Raw genomic sequence first — 18,875 nt, forward strand, 5'->3', positions numbered from 1 at the left:
AAAAAAACACCCAAGTCCCGTTAAGGGGCCTGGGTGTTTTTTTACCCGTGGCTTATTCGGCTACAGGATGCGGTAAAGCAAACGCTCGATGCGCACCCGGCTGACCCGGCGCAGGAACTTGCCCACCGCTGGCGGATAATCCACCAGCGTCTGCAACTGCTGGTAACCCTGGATACGCGTGGTGTGCTGGAAAATCTGCGTCAACTCGGTACGCCGCGGCGCCAGCCATTGGCCTTTGGGATCGTCGATCAACAAGCCGTTTTCCAGATCGAGGCGGAACGCCCGAGGGTTGAGGTTGTTGCCGGTAAGCAACGTGTAGCGTTGGTCAACCCACAGGCCTTTGAGGTGGTAAGTGTTGTCGCCATCGTGCCACAGGTGCAGGTTCAACTGGCCGCTGTCGATCATTGGCTGGTGACGCTTGGCAAAACGCCGCAGGCTGATCTCGTACAGGTACGGTAATGCCGCGATCACCTTGAACGGCTCGCTGGGCGGAATGTAGAAATCGTTGGCGGTCTTGTCGCCGACCACGATGTCGATCTTCACCCCACGCGCCAGGGCGCGGTTGATCTCGCGGGTCACCGGCAAAGGCAGGTTGAAGTATGGCGTGCAGATGGTCAGTTGCTGCTGGGCGCTGGCAATCAACTCGAGGATCACCCGGCTCAGGGGGTTATTCTTGCCGACACCGAGCAACGGGCTGACTGACAGGTGGCCGTTTGGCAACTGCCCTGCCGTGGTGTCATAGGCCGCATGCTTGAGGCGGCTGCGCAGGTCGCCGATGTCGTTGCGCAGGCTGCGGGTGGTCGGTGGGTTCGGCAGGTCCAGGCGATGCACCGCCTTGGATGCGACCAGGCCATGTTCCACCAGGTGCTGCATCGAATCGGCCAGGGCCTGGCTGTGGATCAGGTGGTAACGGTCGAAGCGGTATTTGTCGAACTTGTGCAGGTACACATTGTTCAGGCTGGCACCGCTGTACACCACGCTGTCATCAATAATAAAGCCCTTGAGGTGCAACACGCCGAACAGCTCGCGGGTTTGCACTGGCACGCCATACACCGGCACTTCGCTGGCATGGCTTTGGGTCATCGCCTGGTACCAGGCACTGTTGCCCGGTTGCTTGCCGGCGCCGATCAACCCGCGCTGGGCCCGCAGCCAGTCAACCATCACCACGATGTCCAATTCGGGTCTTGCAGCCTTGGCGGCGTGCAGGGCGTCATAGATTTCCTGCCCCGCTTCGTCCTGTTGCAAGTACAGCGCAACGATGTAGATACGCCGCGTGGCCTGGGGGATTTTCTCCAGCAGGCAGCGGCGATACGCGTCAGCGCTGGGCAGCACCTCGATGGCCTCGGGGGACAATGGAAAACCGCGCAGCTTGGGCAACAGGGAACGTTTGAAGAACGTCGGCATAAGGCTCGCAATGGGTCGAATCCGAAGAGGCCCCGAGCTTACACCATGGGGCGGCTCAGGTCTCGCCATCGACAAATGAAAAAGCCGCTTGACCATGAAGAACGATCGTTCTACTTTACTCGACATGAACGATATAGCCAGCAGTGAAACCCGCGACATTATCCTCGACGTGACCGAGAAGTTGATCTATCGGCATGGCATTGCCGCCACCGGCATGGACTTGCTGGTGAAAACCGCCGGCGTGTCGAGAAAAAGCATCTATCGCTACTTCGCCAACAAGGACGAGTTGGTGATTGCCGCGCTGCAACGCCGCGACGAGCGCTGGATGCAATGGTTGCGCGACGAAGTGGAGCGTAGTGAAGGCAGCGGCGAGCGCCTGCTGGCGCTGTTCGACGCCCTCAAGCGCTGGTTTGGCTCGGCGGACTTTCGTGGCTGCGCCTTTATCAATACCAGTGGTGAAACCGGCAATGCGCAAGATCCGGTTCGCCTGCTGGCCAAAGCACATAAACAAAAACTGTTCGAGTACGCACTTGAACTGTGCCAAGCACATGGCACCCCCGACCCGGAACGGCAGGCCGCGCAACTGCTGATCCTGATCGATGGCGCCATTACCGTTGCCCTGGTCATGGGCGATTCAACAGCTGCCGATAATGCGCAATGCATGGCGCGGACGTTATTGCAACTTTGAACCCCACTGGCCAGGCAACTTTCGATCTAACTTAATTGTATTCAGGAGCCGCCCAATGTCAGCACAAGCAGAAGTCCGTCCGCCCCTGCCGCCGTTTACCCGCGAGTCGGCCATTGAAAAAGTCCGCCTGGCCGAAGACGGCTGGAACTCCCGCGACCCGCAGCGCGTGTCCCTGGCCTATACCCTGGACACGCAGTGGCGTAACCGCGCTGAATTTGCCCACAGCCGCGAAGAAGCCAAGCAGTTCCTGGCGCGCAAATGGGCCAAGGAGCTGGATTACCGATTGATCAAGGAACTGTGGGCGTTCACCGGTAACCGCATTGCCGTGCGCTATGCCTACGAGTGGCACGATGATTCGGGCAACTGGTTCCGTTCCTACGGTAATGAAAACTGGGAGTTCGATGAGAACGGCCTGATGGCCAACCGCTTTGCCTGCATCAACGACAAGCCGATCCAGGAAAGCGAACGCAAGTTCCACTGGCCGCTGGGCCGTCGCCCGGATGATCATCCAGGGTTGTCGGACTTGGGCCTGTAACACTCCCGCTCTACAACCAGATGAGATCCAAATGTGGGAGGGGCTTGCCCTCTCCCACACAAGCCTGATCAGTCCTGATTGAGCCCGACCCGATACAGCACGCCATCATCTTCATCGGTCAGCACATACAGAAAGCCATCCGGCCCCTGCCTCACGTCGCGAATCCGCGCTTTCAACTCACCCAGCAAGCGTTCCTCGTGAATGACCTTATCGCCATCGAATTGCAACCGAATCAGCTCCTGGCTGACCAGCGCGCCGATAAACAGGTTGTGCTGCCACGCCTTGAAACGGTCGGCATCATAGAACGCCATGCCGCTGATGCCCGGGGACTTCTCCCACACATGGTGCGGCGCCACAGTGCCTTCTGCCGTCTTGCCCTTGGCTTCGGGAATAGGCTGCAGGGAATAGTTGATGCCATGGGTCGCCAGCGGCCAGCCATAATTCTTGCCGCGCTCGATGATATTGACTTCATCACCGCCACGGGGCCCGTGTTCGTTTTCCCAGATCGTGCCGCTCCACGGGTTCAGCGCCAGGCCTTGGGGGTTGCGCTGGCCGTAGGACCAGATCTCGGGACGTACACCGGGCTGGCCGACGAAGGGATTGTCATCGGGTACGCGGCCATCCGGATAGATGCGCACGACCTTACCCTGCAATTTATCCAGATCCTGGGCCGTCGGGCGGTCGTTGTTCTCTCCCAGGGTCACGAACAGGTAGCCGTCACGGTCAAACGCCAGCCGCGAACCAAAATGATTGCCGGTGGACAGCTTGGGCTCCTGGCGCAAGATGACCTTGAAATCCTTCAGGCCGCTCAAGTCGTCAGCCAGACGCCCGCGCCCTACGGCGGTTCCGGCTTTACCGCCTTCACCGCCCCCTTCGGCGTAGGACAGGTAAACCATACGGTCCTGCTTGAAGTCCGGCGACAGCACTACATCGAGCAAGCCGCCCTGCCCTTTGGCCCATACCTGCGGTACGCCCGTCAATGGCGCGGAAAGCTTGCCGTCCGGGCTTACAAAACGCAGGTGCCCAGGACGCTCTGTCACCAGGAAACCTTGCTGGTCGGGCAGAAACGCCAGCGCCCACGGATGGTCCAGGCCCTTTGCAATCGGCGTGGCGGTGACGCTGCCTTGCTCACTGGGAAATTGCTGGCCATCGGCGGCGTGTACCGCGCTCAACGGTACAAGAACGGTGGCGCACAAAGCGGCCAACAAAGTTTTGCGTAGCAACATAAGACGAGTCCTTAGCGGCGATTGCCGTTGGCATCATAGGTGGGCGCTTTGGGTTCGGTGGCCGGGCGGCTCGGGGCCACTTCCTGCCTCGGATAACGGTTGCCGATGCCACCGTTCTCCACAGTCGGTCGCGGGCTGCTCGGGGTGGTCTGGATTCCACGAACAGCCGGCGCATTTGGCTGGGTGCCCTGCATGCTGTTGGGATTGGCCCGATGAATCGGACTGTTGTTGGTGTCGTAACGGCCCGGCAGGTTTTGCGCCTGGGCCAATGGCGCCAGGGCCAGGCCCAGCGCGAGTACTGCAAGATGACGTACACAACGGTTCATGAGCAAACCTCTCTTTGCCGAGTACTACCTGCGTTCGATAACACGCTACCCCGAGGGTTCGCGTTGTGACACTAAATAGTTTCTCATCAGGTGTAACACGATCTGTCCGAGCATCTACCCGTCGAAACTTTTGTCCTGGCCCATGAGTCACCAGAACACAGTCTCTTCGTTAAGGAGTTCATCTATGCCGCGGGCAATCTGGAAAGGCGCCATCAGTTTCGGCTTGGTTCACATCCCGGTATCGCTGGTCTCGGCCACGTCATCCCAGGGTGTCGATTTCGACTGGCTGGACAAGCGCAGCATGGACCCGGTGGGCTATAAGCGCATCAACAAGACCACCGGCAAGGACGTCACCAAGGAGAATATCGTCAAGGGCGTCGCATATGAAAAAGGTCGCTACGTGGTGCTCAGCGAAGATGAAATTCGCTCGGCCCACCCCAAGTCGACCCAGACTATCGAGATCATCGCCTTCGTCGCCAGCGACCAGATCCCGCTGCAAAACATCGACACGCCGTACTTCCTGGCCCCGGACAAACGCGGCGGCAAGGTCTATGCGCTGCTGCGTGAAACCCTGAAGAAAACCGGCAAGGTCGCCCTGGCCAATGTCGTGCTGCACACCAAACAGCACCTGGCCGCGTTGATGCCGTTGGAGTCGGCCCTGGTGCTGGTGATGTTGCGCTGGCCTGCCGAAGTGCGCAGCCTGGATGAGCTGGAACTGGGCAGCGATGTGACCAAGCCGACTTTGGCCAAGGGCGAACTGGACATGGCCAAGCGCCTGGTGGAAGACATGAGCGCCGACTGGCAGCCCGATGAGTACCGCGACAGTTTCCAGGACAAGATCATGGCGCTGGTGGCGAAGAAGGCCAAGGCTGGCAAGATCGAAGATGTAGAAACGGCCGAGGGCAGCGAAGAGCGCAAATCTGCCGACGTAATCGACCTGACGGAATTGCTCAAGCGCAGTCTGGCGGGCAAACCGGCAGCCAAGAAGCCCGCCGCAAAAAAGTCCAGTAAAAAAGCCTCTTGAGTCCGCCATCGGTTGGAGAATGACATGGCAAAGCCCCTGAGCGAGTACAACCGCAAACGCGATTTTGAGATCACCGCCGAACCGGCCGGCAGTTCACCAGCCACAAAGCGCAAAACCTCGGCCCTGAGTTTTGTAATCCAGAAGCATGATGCGCGCAATCTGCACTATGACTTTCGCTTGGAGCTCGACGGTGTGCTGTTGAGCTGGGCCGTGCCCAAGGGCCCGAGCCTGGATCCGACCCAGAAGCGCCTGGCGGTGCATGTCGAGGACCATCCCCTGAGCTACGGCAGTTTCGAGGGCAGCATTCCCGCCGGCCAATACGGCGCCGGGGATGTGATCGTCTGGGACCGTGGCCTATGGCAACCCCATGACGATCCGCACAAGGCTTACGCAGCCGGCAAACTCAAGTTCACTCTGGTTGGTGAGAAACTCTCGGGGGACTGGGCTCTGGTGCGCACCCGGCTCAAAGGCAGCGGCGACAAGGAGCAATGGTTGCTGATCAAGGAAAAAGACCAGCAGGCCCGTCCGACGGCCGATTACGATATCGTCCAGGCCCAGCCCGACAGTGTGCTCAGCGACGCCTCGGTGGGCAAAGTCAAGGCTGCCAGCAAAACCAGGAAAGCTGCAAAACCCAAGAAAGCAACCTCCGCCCTTCCAGACCAGTTCTCCCCGCAACTGGCAACGCTGGTCGACCGCGCCCCTGCTGGCGACTGGCTGTACGAGATCAAGTTCGACGGCTACCGCATGCTGGCACGTATCCGCGACGGTGAGGTGCGCCTGTTTACCCGCAACGGCAACGATTGGACCGAGCGCTTGCCCCGCCAGGTGAAAGCGTTGGAGGCGCTCAAGCTCAAGGACAGTTGGCTGGACGGTGAAGTCGTCAGTCTCAACGCCGACGGTCTGCCGGATTTCCAGGCGCTGCAGAATGCCTTCGATATTGGCCGCAGCCTGGATATCGTCTATTACCTGTTCGATGCGCCCTTCCTCGATGGGCAAGACCTGCGCAACGTGGCGGTAGAAGAACGCCGGGCCGCCCTCAAGTCGGCGCTTTCCGGCAGCCGTAGCAAGCTGCTGCGCTTCTCCGAAGCTTTCGCCGCCAACCAGCGCGATATCTTCGAAAGTGCCTGTGACCTGGCCCTTGAGGGTGTGATCGGCAAGCGCGCAGGCAGCCTCTACGTATCAAGCCGCAGCGCGGACTGGATCAAGCTCAAGTGTCGCTTGCGCCAGGAGTTCGTGATTGTTGGCTACACCCGTCCGCAAGGTGCTCGCAGCGGGTTTGGCGCGCTGTTGCTGGCAGTCAACGACGATGCCGGGCTGGTCTACGCCGGGCGTGTGGGCACGGGCTTTGACCAGGCGGCGCTGAAGAGCATCTACGCCAAGCTCACCGCCCTTGAGCGCAAAACCTCGCCGCTGGAAAAGCCGCTGACCAGCGCCCAGGCCCGTGGCGTGCATTGGGTGGAACCGACGCTGGTGGGCGAAGTGCAATTTACCGAATGGACCCGTGAGGGTGTGGTGCGCCAAGCCGCGTTTCTCGGCTTACGCACGGATAAGCCTGCCGCACAGATCATCCATGAACAGCCGCGCGCGGCAAAATCCCTGGACAAGCCCAAGAAGCCCAAGGCAAAAGCCACCGAGAGTGGGGTGAATATCACCCACCCCGAGCGCATCATCGACACACAAAGCGGCACGCAGAAACAGCAGCTGGCACAGTTCTATGCCGGTATCAGCCAATGGATCCTGCCTTTCCTGCATGGCCGGCCCGTGTCGCTGCTCAGGGCACCGGAGGGCATTGAGGGCGAACAGTTCTTTCAGAAGCACTCCGAGCGCATGGCCATTCCCCATATCAAGCAACTTGACCAGGCGCTGGACCCTGGCCACGCGCGCCTGATGGAAATCGACAGCCGGGACGCGTTGGTCGGCGCTGTGCAAATGGGCACCGTCGAGTTGCATACCTGGGGCGCCACGACGGACAAGATTGAAACCCCCGACCTGTTCGTGCTGGACCTAGACCCGGATCCGGCCTTGCCGTGGAAAGCCATGCTGGAGGCGGCACAGTTGACCTTATCGGTACTCGATGAGCTGGGTTTGCAAGCCTTCGTCAAGACCAGCGGCGGCAAAGGCCTGCACCTGATAGTACCGCTGGCCCGGCGCGATGGCTGGGACACCGTGAAAGCATTCGCCAAGGCAATGGCCCAGTTCATGACCCAGCAGCTGCCGGAGCGTTTCACCGCCACCAGCGGCCCCAAAAACCGCGTAGGCAAGATCTTTATCGATTACCTGCGCAACGCCCGGGGCGCCAGTACGGTGGCAGCTTATTCCGTGCGGGCGCGGCCGGGCTTGCCGGTATCGGTGCCGGTCAGTCGGGATGAATTGAAAGACTTGCGTGGCGCCCAGCAGTGGACGGTGGCGAACCTGCACGAGCGGCTGCAGGGTTTGAAGGAGGATCCGTGGGCCGGCTACGCCAATCGACAGAAGATCAGCAAAAAGATGTGGGACAAGCTGGGCGCGAAACCACCGCAGTGATTCGCACCCGGCGCCAGGTTCAGATAAGAATGAAGATCAACGCCAAGCCGGCAAAGATCGCCCATTTTTCCAGATAGTAACGTGTGCGGTTACGCTTCTTCAGCTCTTTACCGCGCAGGCGGATCTTGTACAGGCGGGTAAAGGCACGGTTCAGGCCACCGGTCTTGTCACCCTCATCATTGGGCGAGCCCGCCGCCGCCATCACGTTGCGACTGAACCAGCGGTTGAACGCCGCGGCCCATCGGTACTTCATCGGGCGTTCGATATCGCAGAACAGGATGATGCGGTTTTGCGCGGTGGTGTTTTCCGCATAGTGGATGTAGGTCTCATCGAACATCACCGGCTCGCCGTCTCGCCAGTAATAACTCTCGCCATCCACATTGATGTAGCAGCCCGGGTCGTTGGGCGTATCCAGCCCCAAGTGGTAGCGATAGGAGCCAGCGTACGGGTCACGGTGGCGCACCAGCTTGGAGCCTGGCGGCAGCTCGGCGAACATGGCGGCCTTGATCGAGCCGATGCTTTGCACCAACTCGGTGGTGCGTGGGCATAGCTTCATCGCCGAGGGGTGGCTGTCGCCGTACCACTTGAGATAGAAGCGTTTCCACCCCGACTTGAAGAACGAGTTGAAACCCACGTCGTTGTACTGGTCCGAACGCTTGATCTCCCCTGCCCTCATCAGGTTCTGGCCTTCCTGGCGGATCTGCTCCCAATGTTCCTGCAAAGGGCTCAGCTCCGGAAAGTCGCTGGGTGAGAGATAGGGGCGGCTTGGCTGCTTGGAGAACAGGTACAGAAAGCAGTTGACCGGCGCCAGGAACGTCGAGTGATCGCTAAGCTGGCGCCCCAGCTTGTGCCGCACCCGGCCGCGCAGGTGTACATACGCAATGGAGGCAACGTAGAGAGCAACAATGATGAGTTTCAAGGGATTCGTCACAAGTCAGGGAGAGAACAGGCTGCACCTGCGGGCCCACAACGGCCGAGGATGATAAGCAGCACCTGAAATCACAATTCACATACAGGCGGCACGACCGGTCGGGCAACCCTTCGGCGTGGAACCACTGGCCGTTATTTAGCCACACTTTGTAACCAAAGGTTAACTAAGAATTGTGAAAACCTGTTCACTGATTGTGCTGAGGGTAAGAGCAGGCGGGCCTTTGCGCCCGCCTGTTTCTGGGCTTTGTCACACTTACAAGGACTCGTCTTTACCCTCGCGACGGGCAAAACTGCTATCACCCAATGCGGTATAAGGTAACGCCTGGCTACGGCTACGGATGAAGTAGCGGATCAGCGCGATCATCAGGCCAAGCAGCAGGCCACCGACCAGACTCAATGCGATCACCAGCGGTTTTTTCGGCTTGACCGGCGACAAAGGTTCCTGGGCACGGCGGTCGATCGTCACCAGCTTCAGATTGCTCATGTCGATGTTCAAGCCGCGCAACCTGGCGACTTCAGCGCGAAGCGGCTCTACGTCCTGCAGGAAGATGTCTTCATTACCCCGCTTGCGCAGCACCTCGACCTCGCGGTTGCTTTCCAGCAGTTGCAACTCCTTGCCAATCTCGGCAATGCGCGGGTTGGTGAAGTCATCGCTGGTACGCTGTTGCAATGCGGCGCGTTCGGCCTCCAATGCTTCAGTACCCATGAAATACAGCGGGATCTTCTGATTGTTCACCTCGGTGCGCATGACCTGGCCCGAGCTGCGCGTGGCGTCGGCCATGGAGGACGGCGTGGTCGGTGTGCGGATACCCATGGACTTGGCAATGCTGATGGCTTCCGCCAGCTCGGCCAGGCGATTGGTACGCTCCATCTTCATCTGCAGGCGCAGCGCGCTGAGTTCGTCCTGTAGCTGGGCGCGCTTGAGACGGTCAGCCTCAAGCAGCTTGGCAATCTTGGACTCCTTGTCGGTATCGTAGTTGGAGCGGGCGGCGTCGATCTTGCCCTTGAGCTCGGTCAAGCGGTTATTGACGATGACCTTGAGATCGGCACCGACTTGCTGGCGTTCCGCGGCAATGGCGTAGTCCACAAAACCGTTGAGGATCGCGACGCCATCGACTTCGGCCGGGTATTGCAGCTCCAGGCGGATATAGTTGCTCAGCGAATCGGATTTCTTCGGGTCGGGAAGGATCAGATTGACGGAATTGCGGTTGAACTCCTCAAAGCTCTGCTCAAGGCTCTGCCCAGGTTTCTTGAACGCCTTGAACAACTCTTCATGGTCCTTGAAGAAGCCTAGGCGGGCCTCGTAGGAGTCCAACTGGGCGCCCACCTTCAGCAACGCATCAGCGGGGGGCAACTTATAAACTTCCGAACGATTCAAGGCATCCAGTTCGTTGATTGCCGCAGGTCGCAGCACACTGCTGACTTCATACGTCTTGGGCGCCAGGAAGGCATACCCCGCACCTAATACACCTGCCAAAAGCGTACAACCGATGACGAGCTTCTTTTGCCGCCAAATGGCGTGAAACAGTTCAAACAGATCAATTTCATCAGACGCTGCGGAAGGCGGGAGTGGGGAAGTTCGATTCAAAATAAGAACACCTTAAAATAATACTAAAAGGCCATCATTCTCAGAAGTCCGAATGACTTCAAAAATCAGGGACAACGCCCTGGCTACGGCGGACCAATGGCGATCTGACCACTTAGTCTGCTGAAATATCCCACAGCTTGGGGGATTATTTCGGTTTTATATCGATGAGTAGTCCAAATGAAACAGCCATGTCGGACTAACCTCGATATCATCGTAGTCAATACAACATGAAAATGCTGTCAAATACCTGTCTTATAAAGAAAAAAATCAGCCTCCCCGCTTTGTGGCCTCACCCCTCGGTACAATTGAATACGTCTTGGATCATCAATAAGGAATTTGCATGTCACCTCTGTCAACCGCTGACTTTCACGCTCTTCAAGGTGCCTGGGAACAAACGGCCCTCGAAGACGGTGGCGTACTCAACCCCGACGACGCTCACAGTGCGCCGGGTGCTATCACGACTATCAACGCAGACCGCTTCGAAGTTGTTACGGTAACGGGAGAGACATTGCTGGCTGGCCGGTTTGCGCTGGACGCCGATACCGCGCCCAAGAGCATCACTTGGATTGACGCCATCGGCGATGATGCAGGCAAGCGGTTACCCGCCAGTTACCGGCTCGAAGGCGACGATTTTGTATTTATTGCAGCGGACGAAGGCATGCCCAGGCCAACGGTATTCAGCACCGGCCCAGGGCAAACCATGCGCACCTTCGTGCGGCGGCGGTGATCGACGCGTTTATCCGATTCGATCACGGTATTTTCACGAGACCTTCACTTTCCGCCCGTTAGAGTCGGACCTACCTACTCCAGTGGATCACTTGGCCCGCCTCTCCTCGCGGGCTTTTTTTTGCGTGAGCCAAACGCTGTCATTCGACCAGCTTGGTGGCCGTGAGGGTAAAGCACAGGGGCAATTGCGCTGCCTGATGCTCATATCGATCGTAGAGTTCTTCCCGATTGGAGTGCGGGTATTCCTGCAAATGAGCAATCTGCATGTGCGCAGCGATTGCCCCGCTGATCACGTTGCCCAGGGTATGCACGTACCAATAGGATGTCGGCCCGGCCAGTTCGCCCTGCCCTTCATAGACAATGGATTCCTGCAGCACAAAAGGCTCACGCTGGAAGTAAGAGCTGGCAGGCAGCAACGGGTTGGCCGCCCGCGGGTCGAACACCTCAAGGAAGGGATGGGTTTCGTACATCACCAGCGTGCCGCCAGGCCTCAGCACACGGGCGACATGCTGCATGAACAACGCCACATCCGGCATCCAGCCCAGTACACCAATGGTCACCAGGGCCATATCGAATTGCGCGTGCAAGCGCTCCGGCAAAGCGTGGATGTCACTCTCTATGAACTCGGGGCTATGGGGCGAGACTGCAGCCAGTTCCCGCGCCTGCCCAAGAAACGCCCGGGATTGGTCGATCCCCACCACCGAACGCGCGCCCAGGCTATACAACGACAGGCTTTCGCGCCCGTTGTTACAACCCAGTTGCACCACATCCTTGCCCGCCACACCGACCTCTTGCAGCACCGCGGTAATGGTGGGATCAAGGCAGGAGAAATCAGGCTTGGCGACCTGGCCCAGCAGGGCCGACCAGGTCGCGGAGTCTTTGTGCAGCCGGGCCGACTCATCCCATGCCTTCTTGTTGCTGGCGATCGCCTCTTGCGCTGAGGGCATGTCCATTGCTTCTCCAGAAAGTCAGTACTGCGGGCTTGGGAAAATAAGCCAAATACCTGCAGGATGAAACCCTCGGCTTCGGCGAAACTTATCGTCGAGCTTGCAGGTCATTACCCCAACGTGTGTTCGGCCCCCGGACGCCGCTCTCGAAGAACGCACCGTGGCCCATCCCTCAGACCTGCGCATTGCCTTATCCCTGGACAGCCTGAACTTCTTCCTCGCGGATGTGCGCGACGGTCTCGGGCCGTACCTGGCGATTTACCTGCTGGCAGTCCATAAATGGGACCCCGCCAGTATCGGCGTGGTCATGACCCTGGCTGGCATCGCCGCGTTGATCACCCAGGGCCCGGCGGGGGCGTTGATCGACCGAACGCGCAGCAAGCGTGCAGTGATTGCCATCGCCGCGCTGCTGGTGACCGCCAGTTGCCTGCTGCTGCCCTTCGTCAGTTCATTTGGCTGGGTGGCGCTGACCCAAGCCGCCAGCGCCGTAGCCGCCTCTGTATTTGCCCCGGCCATTTGCGCCATCTCCCTTGGCATCACCGGCCCCCGTGCCTTTACATCGCGCACCGGGCGCAACGAAACCTTTAACCACGCCGGCAACGCCGTGGCCGCATTGCTGGCCGGAGGCCTGGCGTATCTGTATGGGCCGGTGGTGGTGTTCTACCTGATGGCGTTTATGGCAGTGGCCAGTGTCATCGCCGTGAGTTGCGTGCCGGCCAAGGCGATTGATCATGAGGTAGCCCGCGGCTTCGACCCCGCCCATCACAACGACCATGAGCAGCCCTCGGGCCTGAAAGTCCTGCTGGCCAACCGCCCGCTGCTGCTGTTCGCCGTCTGCTGCGCGCTGTTTCACCTTGCCAATGCCGCGATGCTCCCACTGGTCAGCCAGAAGTTGGCGCAGATCAACCTGCAGATGGCGACGCCGCTGACCTCAGCCTGCATCGTCGCTGCGCAGTTGGTAATGGTGCCGATGGCCTGGCTGGTAGGGCTCAAGGCCGATGTATGGGGGCGCAAGCCACTGTTGCTGGCTGGCTTTTTGATCCTGCCGCTGCGCGGCGTGCTCTATACCCTGTCCAGCGACCCCTATTGGCTGGTAGCAGTGCAAATGCTCGATGGCATCGGCGCCGGTATTTTCGGCGCGCTGTTCCCTGTCATCGTCAAGGACCTGACTACAGGCACCGGGCGCTTCAATGTCAGCCTGGGCGCCCTCTCCACCGTGTTCGGCCTGGGCGCGGCGCTGAGCAACAGTCTGGCCGGTTTCGTGGTGCAGCAGGCTGGCTACAACGCGGCTTTCCTGGCGCTGGCCGGCGTGGCGGGTATTGCGCTGCTGCTGTTATGGCTGGCCATGCCGGAAACGTTGGTAAAATCATCCACTGGCGCAACCCAGGCGCGCTCTGCAACGGCAAGCCAAACGCTATAGTGGACAGGCAGGTTACGCGCCCCGAATTTTTACCGTCTCTTGAGATGGAAATACTCAACGCTTTATCAACACACTAGAAACCTGGAGGAATGTAACCTGGCACATAAGGGACGTTGGTGCATTTACCATGCAGGATGCGCCCATCCTCAATCCTGAAAAGCACTATTTTTTTTGCTTTGTTAACTGTCGCTTCAAGTTTGCAGTCGGAGCTATGCCCAACGCGCTCATAATGTTCGGTGTAAACCATTCCGTTACCTGTATGAGCCATTGAAGTTCCTGCCGCCTCAGTAGTCGTCCAATTGGACGTTTTATACCAAGTCATGACAACCAGCACTTCACCGCTTGAACCTGTTTGCTTCTTCATGCGATCAGGCCTGCCAAATAAATTAATGGCTTCTTGCGCATCCCGTCCTTCCCATCGACTTTGAGCAATCGAAGAGCAACCACTGGCGACCCACCCAATACACACCATCAGCATCAACATGGGTACCTTCGAATATTTCTTCATCCCTAGTGCCATTTCTGCCTACTCTCCATTGCCTAACATCTCATCCAGCTCTTCCATTACGCTCTTCGGCGGCGCCTGGATTTCAGTAATACTCTTCAGCGCCTGCGCACGACGTGCATTGCCCAAGGGGATCATCCCATTGACTTTTCGATTGGCAGGCTGACAAACAAAGGCAAAGCTCTTCAGCAGCCACATATCCTTCCCGCTATCCACCAGGTCCATCATGTTCTGCCATTGACCAGACACTTTCAATTCGTGGCGCTTGTTGCCCTGACGTTCGACAGATGTTCCATTAAGAAAGCGCACTCGATGTTTGGCGCACTGAACCTCAATATTGACATCGTCGCTAAGAGGTTTACTTTTTTCAGCATAGACTTTAGTCACCTCAACTATTTGGGCGCCGCTGGTTTTTTTCGACGGCACCACCGTGGTGCCGTCCGCTATATACATTATATTTTTAGGCCCGGCATCGTCACTGTGAACAATCCACCAGTTACCGATCACCTCTGACTCATTGGCGAACACCAAAGTAGACCCCGATAACAACAGGGCCAATAGAAGAAGACGATTGTTGGTTCCTAATATGAAAGACATCTGCGGCTCAACTCCCTGGCCTTTTTAGGACGTACTGCGTTCAAACCATAGCAACTCGACCGAAATAACGATGTAGCACACATGAGCTAGTAGCTATTTAATATCAATCCGTCTTTTGCAATTGCCATGGGCGCCGACATCGAGTCTTTTGGTGAACCAGGCCGGTCACGATGCACCTTCCTGATGCCGCTTGGCGTGGCGTTGCAGCTGTCAGAGCTGGCTACTGCGCAGGCAACGGCAAAACCATCCTTCGTTCGCCATACACCTGTTGCCTAACATATGCGACAATGCGCGCCAAATTCCAACACACACCCCAAATTTTTCGCTCAGCGACCGGGTTTCGCGCCTTGATGTCGCTGTTGACGCATGCCTGAAGGCACCTGCCGTCACGCTCGCAACCCATTGATAGGTAAAGTAATTGATCTCCACAGCTAACATCACCATGCAGTTCGGCGCCAAGCCGCTATTCGAGAACGTCTCGGTCAAGTTCGGCGCCGGCAACCGCTATGGCTTGATTGGTGCCAACGGTTGCGGCAAGTCGACCTTCATGAAAATTCTCGGCGGCGACCTTGACCCATCCGGCGGCCAGGTCATGCTGGAGCCGAATGTGCGCCTGGGCAAACTGCGCCAGGATCAGTTCGCCTATGAAGAATTCACCGTGCTTGACACCGTGATCATGGGCCACGAGGAGCTGTGGAAGGTCAAAGCCGAGCGCGACCGTATCTATTCGCTGCCGGAAATGAGCGAAGACGACGGCATGGCCGTGGCCGAGCTGGAAACCGAGTTCGCCGAGATGGACGGCTACACCGCCGAGTCCCGCGCCGGCGAGCTGTTGCTGGGTCTGGGCATTCCCCTGGAGCAGCACTTCGGCCCGATGAGCGAAGTGTCCCCTGGCTGGAAACTGCGCGTATTGCTGGCCCAGGCGTTGTTTTCCGACCCGGAAGTGCTGCTGCTCGACGAACCGACCAACCACCTGGACATCAACACCATCCGCTGGCTGGAAAACATCCTGACCCAGCGCTCCAGCCTGATGATCATCATCTCTCACGACCGTCACTTCCTGAACAGCGTGTGCACCCACATGGCTGACCTGGACTACGGTGAGCTGCGCCTGTTCCCGGGCAACTACGACGAGTACATGACCGTGGCGACCCAATCCCGCGAGCAGCTGCTGTCGGACAACGCCAAGAAGAAAGCGCAGATCTCCGAGCTGCAATCCTTCGTCAGCCGCTTCTCGGCCAACGCCTCGAAAGCCAAGCAGGCCACATCCCGTGCCAAGGCGATCGACAAGATCCAACTGGCCGAGGTCAAGCCTTCGAGCCGTGTGAGCCCGTTCATTCGTTTCGAGCAGACTAAAAAGCTGCACCGCCAGGCGGTCATGGTCGAAAAGATGGCCAAAGGTTTTGACGGCAAGCCGCTGTTCAAAGACTTCAGCTTCCAGGTTGAAGCTGGCGAGCGCGTGGCGATCATCGGCCCGAACGGCATCGGCAAGACCACCCTGCTGCGTACCCTGGTCAACGAACTGACCCCGGATGCCGGCAGCATCAAGTGGACCGACGCCGCAGAACTGGGCTACTACGCCCAGGATCACGCGAGTGACTTCGAAAACGACATGAGCCTGTTCGACTGGATGGGCCAGTGGACCCAGGGCGAGCAAGTGATCCGCGGCACCCTGGGGCGCATGCTGTTCTCCAACGACGAGATCCTCAAGTCGGTCAAGGTGATCTCCGGTGGCGAGCAAGGCCGCATGCTGTTCGGCAAGCTGATCCTGCAAAAGCCAAACGTGTTGATCATGGACGAACCGACCAACCACTTGGACATGGAATCCATCGAAGCGCTGAACCTGGCGCTGGAGAACTACCCGGGTACGCTGATCTTCGTCAGCCACGACCGTGAGTTCGTATCGTCCCTGGCCACCCGCATCATCGAGTTGAGCCCGAGCGGCGTGATCGACTTCAGCGGCACCTATGACGACTACCTGCGTAGCCAGGGCGTGGTGTTCTAAGAACAGCGCTTGGCTGCAAGAAAAAAAGCAGATCCAAATGTGGGAGGGGGCTTGCCCCCGATAGCGAAGTATCAGTCAACAGATGTATTGATTGAGACATTGCTATCGAGGGCAACCCCCCTCCCACATTTGATAGCGGGTTATGCCATCATGGCCGTACCGCCCGCCAGCGAACGAGTGCCATGCCTGCCCCCTCTTCCCTGTCGATCACCCTGCAGATCGTCTCCATCGTCTTCTATACCTTCATCGCCTTTATCTGCATCGGCCTGCCGATTGCGGTGATTCCAGGCTATGTGCATGAACAACTGGGTTTCAGCGCGGTAGTGGCCGGTATCGCCATTGGCTCGCAATACCTGGCCACGCTGCTCAGCCGCCCGATGGCCGGACGGGTGTCGGATAACGTCGGCACCAAGCGGGCGATTGTGCTGGGTTTGGCTGGCATCCTGATCAGCGGTGTGCTGACATTTATCGCCACGCTGCTGGAAAGCCTGCCGAACTTGAGCCTGGGGATTCTGATCGTCGGCCGTTTGTTGTTGGGCGTGGCCCAGGGCCTGATCGGCGTGGGCACCATCAGCTGGTGCATGGGCGCGGTAGGCGTCGAACATACCGCGCGTTCGATTTCCTGGAATGGTATCGCTTCCTACGGCGCCATTGCCATTGGTGCGCCATTAGGCGTGGTGATGGTCGCGGAATATGGCTACATCAGCCTCGGTATTGCGCTGTCAGTGTTGGCGGCGTTGGGCCTGGTGCTGATCCGCAATAAGCCATCAGTGCCGGTGGTGCGCGGTGAGCGGCTGCCGTTCTGGGCGGTGTTCGGGCGAATCGCACCGTTCGGCGCCAGCCTGTGCCTGGCCTCGATCGGCTATGGCACGCTGACAACCTTTATCACCCTGTATTACCTCAATCGTGGCTGGACCGGTGCGGCGTACTGCCTGACGGTATTTGGCGTGTGTTTTATCCTGTCGCGCCTGATGTTTATCTCCGCCATCAGCCGCTTTGGCGGGTTCACCGCCGCCATCGGCTGTATGCTCATCGAAACCCTGGGCCTGACCCTGTTGTGGCTGGCGCCGTCCACCGGCGCGGCCTTGATCGGCGCCGGCCTGACTGGCTTTGGCTTGTCGCTGGTGTACCCGGCGCTGGGGGTGGAGGCCATCAAGCAGGTGCCGGACAGCAGCCGCGGTGCGGGGTTGAGCGCCTATGCGGTATTTTTCGACCTGGCCCTGGCGATTGCCGGACCGCTGATGGGCGCCGTGGCGTTGAACCTCGGCTACGGCTGGATCTTTTTCTGCGCGGCCTTGCTGTCGGTCAGTGCACTCGCCCTCACCGTACTGCTCAGGCGCCGCGCCTACTGATCAGCTGTCTGCAAACCGGCGCGGGTCACCTCGCCGAGGGTATGGCTGAAAAAGCGCCCGGCTTCGGAGACCATGTCGCGATGGATACCTTCCCGGTCAACCCCATCGGCATCGGTGCAGATCGCCGGCATCGTCGCCAGTTGATTACTGTCACACGGCGCCATGAACACAAAGTGCCCTGCCCCGACCAACAGCTTGAAGTCCGGCGGCTGCGGCAGCTTACGCGCCAGGGCGGCGGCGTTCTTGTCCACCGCCACCAACTGGTCGCCGTCGCCACTGTAGAGCAGCACCGGCACGTGCACGTCCGCCAGGGTATGGCGACCGAACATCAGGCTCAGCGGCGCCATCAGCATAAGGGCATGGATACGCGGGTCGGCCTGGGGCTGCAAGTCATCGCGGTCGACCACCAGCTCACCGTTGGTGGTGCAGGCATCGCGGTCCTCGGGGCGTTGCTGGCAGTAGCGGCGCAGGCGCTCGAAATCAGGCTTGGCGCCCGCGAGGATCAGCGCCGTTTCGCCACCGGCTGAATAGCCGATGACGCCGATCTGATCAATATCGACGAAAGGCGACAGCATCGGGTCGGCCAGCGCGGCGGTAATGGCCTGGGAAATCTGGATCGGCCGGCCATACAGGTTGCTCACGGTGCCCAGGCGGCTGTGGTCCTTGTAGTTGTCGCCAGGGTGCAGCACTGCCACCACCACAAACCCCTTGCGTGCCAGGGAAGTAGCCAGGTCGTGCAAGGCCAAAGGCGTCCCGGTATTACCATGGGACAGCATCAGCATCGGGAAACGGCCGATGGCGACCTTGGAATCTTCGCTGGCGGCGACCTGATACGCGCCCAGTGGCGTGGTGTGCTCGGCCTCGGTGGAAGGGTAAAACGCAATGGCTTTCATCGGCTGCGAATCCAGCGGATCGAGCACACTCATGCGATGAAAGCCCACGCTCCAATGGGGGTGCGGTGCCGGGGCGGCGTGCACTGAAAACAGGCCGCCGAGCAGGGAGAGAGCCAAAACAGCACAAAGACGCATCATGGGGACGTCCACCTTTGCTGCGCAAAAACCGGCATGGCGAATAAAAGC

General features: G+C 59.1%; 17 protein-coding genes. 8 read left to right on the forward strand and 9 right to left on the reverse strand.

Annotated elements, in window-relative coordinates:
- Window positions 1-60: 60 nt before the first annotated feature.
- Window positions 61-1,404, reverse strand: coding sequence for a CDP-diacylglycerol--serine O-phosphatidyltransferase (gene pssA / locus NMB39_RS15500; protein WP_494340493.1), 1,344 nt, complete (start codon window positions 1,402-1,404; stop codon window positions 61-63).
- Between the two features lie 124 nt (window positions 1,405-1,528).
- On the opposite strand from pssA, the gene NMB39_RS15505 reads away from it, so the two are divergent.
- Both NMB39_RS15505 and NMB39_RS15510 read left to right on the forward strand, forming a co-directional pair.
- On the forward strand, window positions 1,529-2,092 hold the full coding sequence (locus tag NMB39_RS15505; RefSeq protein ID WP_124356374.1) for a TetR/AcrR family transcriptional regulator: 564 nt from the start codon (window positions 1,529-1,531) through the stop codon (window positions 2,090-2,092).
- 55 nt (window positions 2,093-2,147) lie between these two features.
- Entirely contained in the window at window positions 2,148-2,627 is a 480-nt protein-coding gene (locus tag NMB39_RS15510; RefSeq protein ID WP_057022394.1) for a nuclear transport factor 2 family protein, read from the forward strand.
- A gap of 68 nt (window positions 2,628-2,695) precedes the next feature.
- Here NMB39_RS15510 and NMB39_RS15515 read toward each other — a convergent pair whose 3' ends face one another.
- Window positions 2,696-3,853, reverse strand: a complete 1,158-nt coding sequence (locus NMB39_RS15515) for a PQQ-dependent sugar dehydrogenase (RefSeq protein WP_198720461.1) — start codon at window positions 3,851-3,853, stop codon at window positions 2,696-2,698.
- Between the two features lie 11 nt (window positions 3,854-3,864).
- Entirely contained in the window at window positions 3,865-4,179 is a 315-nt protein-coding gene (locus NMB39_RS15520; protein ID WP_494340492.1) for a hypothetical protein, read from the reverse strand.
- A 184-nt stretch (window positions 4,180-4,363) separates the two neighbouring features.
- On the opposite strand from NMB39_RS15520, the gene ku reads away from it, so the two are divergent.
- Window positions 4,364-5,203: a non-homologous end joining protein Ku gene (gene ku / locus NMB39_RS15525; RefSeq protein WP_046068018.1), complete on the forward strand. Its 840-nt coding sequence runs from the start codon at window positions 4,364-4,366 to the stop codon at window positions 5,201-5,203.
- Between the two features lie 24 nt (window positions 5,204-5,227).
- Entirely contained in the window at window positions 5,228-7,726 is a 2,499-nt protein-coding gene (gene ligD / locus NMB39_RS15530) for a DNA ligase D (protein WP_494340491.1), read from the forward strand.
- A 19-nt stretch (window positions 7,727-7,745) separates the two neighbouring features.
- Here the strand turns inward: ligD and lpxO are convergent, their stop codons facing one another.
- Together lpxO and NMB39_RS15540 are read right to left on the reverse strand one after the other, a co-directional pair.
- Complete coding sequence (gene lpxO / locus NMB39_RS15535; RefSeq protein WP_059397409.1) at window positions 7,746-8,645, reverse strand: lipid A hydroxylase LpxO; 900 nt, start codon at window positions 8,643-8,645, stop codon at window positions 7,746-7,748.
- Window positions 8,646-8,909: 264 nt separating this feature from the next.
- Complete coding sequence (locus NMB39_RS15540) at window positions 8,910-10,244, reverse strand: Wzz/FepE/Etk N-terminal domain-containing protein (protein WP_494340490.1); 1,335 nt, start codon at window positions 10,242-10,244, stop codon at window positions 8,910-8,912.
- A 340-nt stretch (window positions 10,245-10,584) separates the two neighbouring features.
- On the opposite strand from NMB39_RS15540, the gene NMB39_RS15545 reads away from it, so the two are divergent.
- A complete protein-coding gene (locus NMB39_RS15545) occupies window positions 10,585-10,971 on the forward strand; it encodes a TIGR03067 domain-containing protein (RefSeq protein WP_057022399.1) in 387 nt (128 codons plus the stop codon).
- Between the two features lie 139 nt (window positions 10,972-11,110).
- On the opposite strand, the gene NMB39_RS15550 is transcribed toward NMB39_RS15545, so the two are convergent.
- Complete coding sequence (locus NMB39_RS15550; RefSeq protein ID WP_057022400.1) at window positions 11,111-11,923, reverse strand: class I SAM-dependent methyltransferase; 813 nt, start codon at window positions 11,921-11,923, stop codon at window positions 11,111-11,113.
- Window positions 11,924-12,077: 154 nt separating this feature from the next.
- Here NMB39_RS15550 and NMB39_RS15555 point away from each other — a divergent pair, with 154 nt between their 5' ends.
- On the forward strand, window positions 12,078-13,337 hold the full coding sequence (locus NMB39_RS15555; RefSeq protein WP_057022401.1) for an MFS transporter: 1,260 nt from the start codon (window positions 12,078-12,080) through the stop codon (window positions 13,335-13,337).
- 73 nt (window positions 13,338-13,410) lie between these two features.
- Here NMB39_RS15555 and NMB39_RS15560 read toward each other — a convergent pair whose 3' ends face one another.
- Entirely contained in the window at window positions 13,411-13,857 is a 447-nt protein-coding gene (locus NMB39_RS15560; RefSeq protein WP_231989034.1) for a hypothetical protein, read from the reverse strand.
- A 6-nt stretch (window positions 13,858-13,863) separates the two neighbouring features.
- Window positions 13,864-14,439, reverse strand: a complete 576-nt coding sequence (locus NMB39_RS15565) for a hypothetical protein (protein ID WP_494340489.1) — start codon at window positions 14,437-14,439, stop codon at window positions 13,864-13,866.
- A 418-nt stretch (window positions 14,440-14,857) separates the two neighbouring features.
- On the opposite strand from NMB39_RS15565, the gene NMB39_RS15570 reads away from it, so the two are divergent.
- Together NMB39_RS15570 and NMB39_RS15575 are read left to right on the forward strand one after the other, a co-directional pair.
- Complete coding sequence (locus NMB39_RS15570) at window positions 14,858-16,444, forward strand: ABC-F family ATPase (RefSeq protein ID WP_080889092.1); 1,587 nt, start codon at window positions 14,858-14,860, stop codon at window positions 16,442-16,444.
- A gap of 182 nt (window positions 16,445-16,626) precedes the next feature.
- Window positions 16,627-17,796 carry an MFS transporter gene (locus NMB39_RS15575; protein WP_306957860.1) on the forward strand — a complete coding sequence of 390 codons (1,170 nt, stop codon included), beginning with the start codon at window positions 16,627-16,629 and terminating at the stop codon, window positions 17,794-17,796.
- Here NMB39_RS15575 and NMB39_RS15580 read toward each other — a convergent pair.
- A complete protein-coding gene (locus tag NMB39_RS15580; RefSeq protein ID WP_494340488.1) occupies window positions 17,790-18,827 on the reverse strand; it encodes an alpha/beta hydrolase family protein in 1,038 nt (345 codons plus the stop codon). The genes NMB39_RS15575 and NMB39_RS15580 overlap by 7 nt on opposite strands.
- Window positions 18,828-18,875: the final 48 nt, after the last annotated feature.

It is taken from the genome of Pseudomonas sp. FBCC-B545 (assembly GCF_059134095.1).

What these genes read in the sequence shown, in the direction of transcription:
- ku (WP_046068018.1), top strand. Translation starts at nt 4,364, where the DNA reads ATGCCGCGGGCAATCTGGAAAGGCGCCATCAGTTTCGGCTTGGTTCAC.
- NMB39_RS15520 (WP_494340492.1), bottom strand. Translation starts at nt 4,179, where the DNA reads ATGAACCGTTGTGTACGTCATCTTGCAGTACTCGCGCTGGGCCTGGCC.
- ligD (WP_494340491.1), top strand. Translation starts at nt 5,228, where the DNA reads ATGGCAAAGCCCCTGAGCGAGTACAACCGCAAACGCGATTTTGAGATC.
- NMB39_RS15560 (WP_231989034.1), bottom strand. Translation starts at nt 13,857, where the DNA reads ATGGCACTAGGGATGAAGAAATATTCGAAGGTACCCATGTTGATGCTG.
- NMB39_RS15510 (WP_057022394.1), top strand. Translation starts at nt 2,148, where the DNA reads ATGTCAGCACAAGCAGAAGTCCGTCCGCCCCTGCCGCCGTTTACCCGC.
- NMB39_RS15580 (WP_494340488.1), bottom strand. Translation starts at nt 18,827, where the DNA reads ATGATGCGTCTTTGTGCTGTTTTGGCTCTCTCCCTGCTCGGCGGCCTG.
- NMB39_RS15550 (WP_057022400.1), bottom strand. Translation starts at nt 11,923, where the DNA reads ATGGACATGCCCTCAGCGCAAGAGGCGATCGCCAGCAACAAGAAGGCA.
- NMB39_RS15515 (WP_198720461.1), bottom strand. Translation starts at nt 3,853, where the DNA reads ATGTTGCTACGCAAAACTTTGTTGGCCGCTTTGTGCGCCACCGTTCTT.
- NMB39_RS15575 (WP_306957860.1), top strand. Translation starts at nt 16,627, where the DNA reads ATGCCTGCCCCCTCTTCCCTGTCGATCACCCTGCAGATCGTCTCCATC.
- NMB39_RS15545 (WP_057022399.1), top strand. Translation starts at nt 10,585, where the DNA reads ATGTCACCTCTGTCAACCGCTGACTTTCACGCTCTTCAAGGTGCCTGG.
- NMB39_RS15565 (WP_494340489.1), bottom strand. Translation starts at nt 14,439, where the DNA reads ATGTCTTTCATATTAGGAACCAACAATCGTCTTCTTCTATTGGCCCTG.
- pssA (WP_494340493.1), bottom strand. Translation starts at nt 1,404, where the DNA reads ATGCCGACGTTCTTCAAACGTTCCCTGTTGCCCAAGCTGCGCGGTTTT.
- NMB39_RS15505 (WP_124356374.1), top strand. Translation starts at nt 1,529, where the DNA reads ATGAACGATATAGCCAGCAGTGAAACCCGCGACATTATCCTCGACGTG.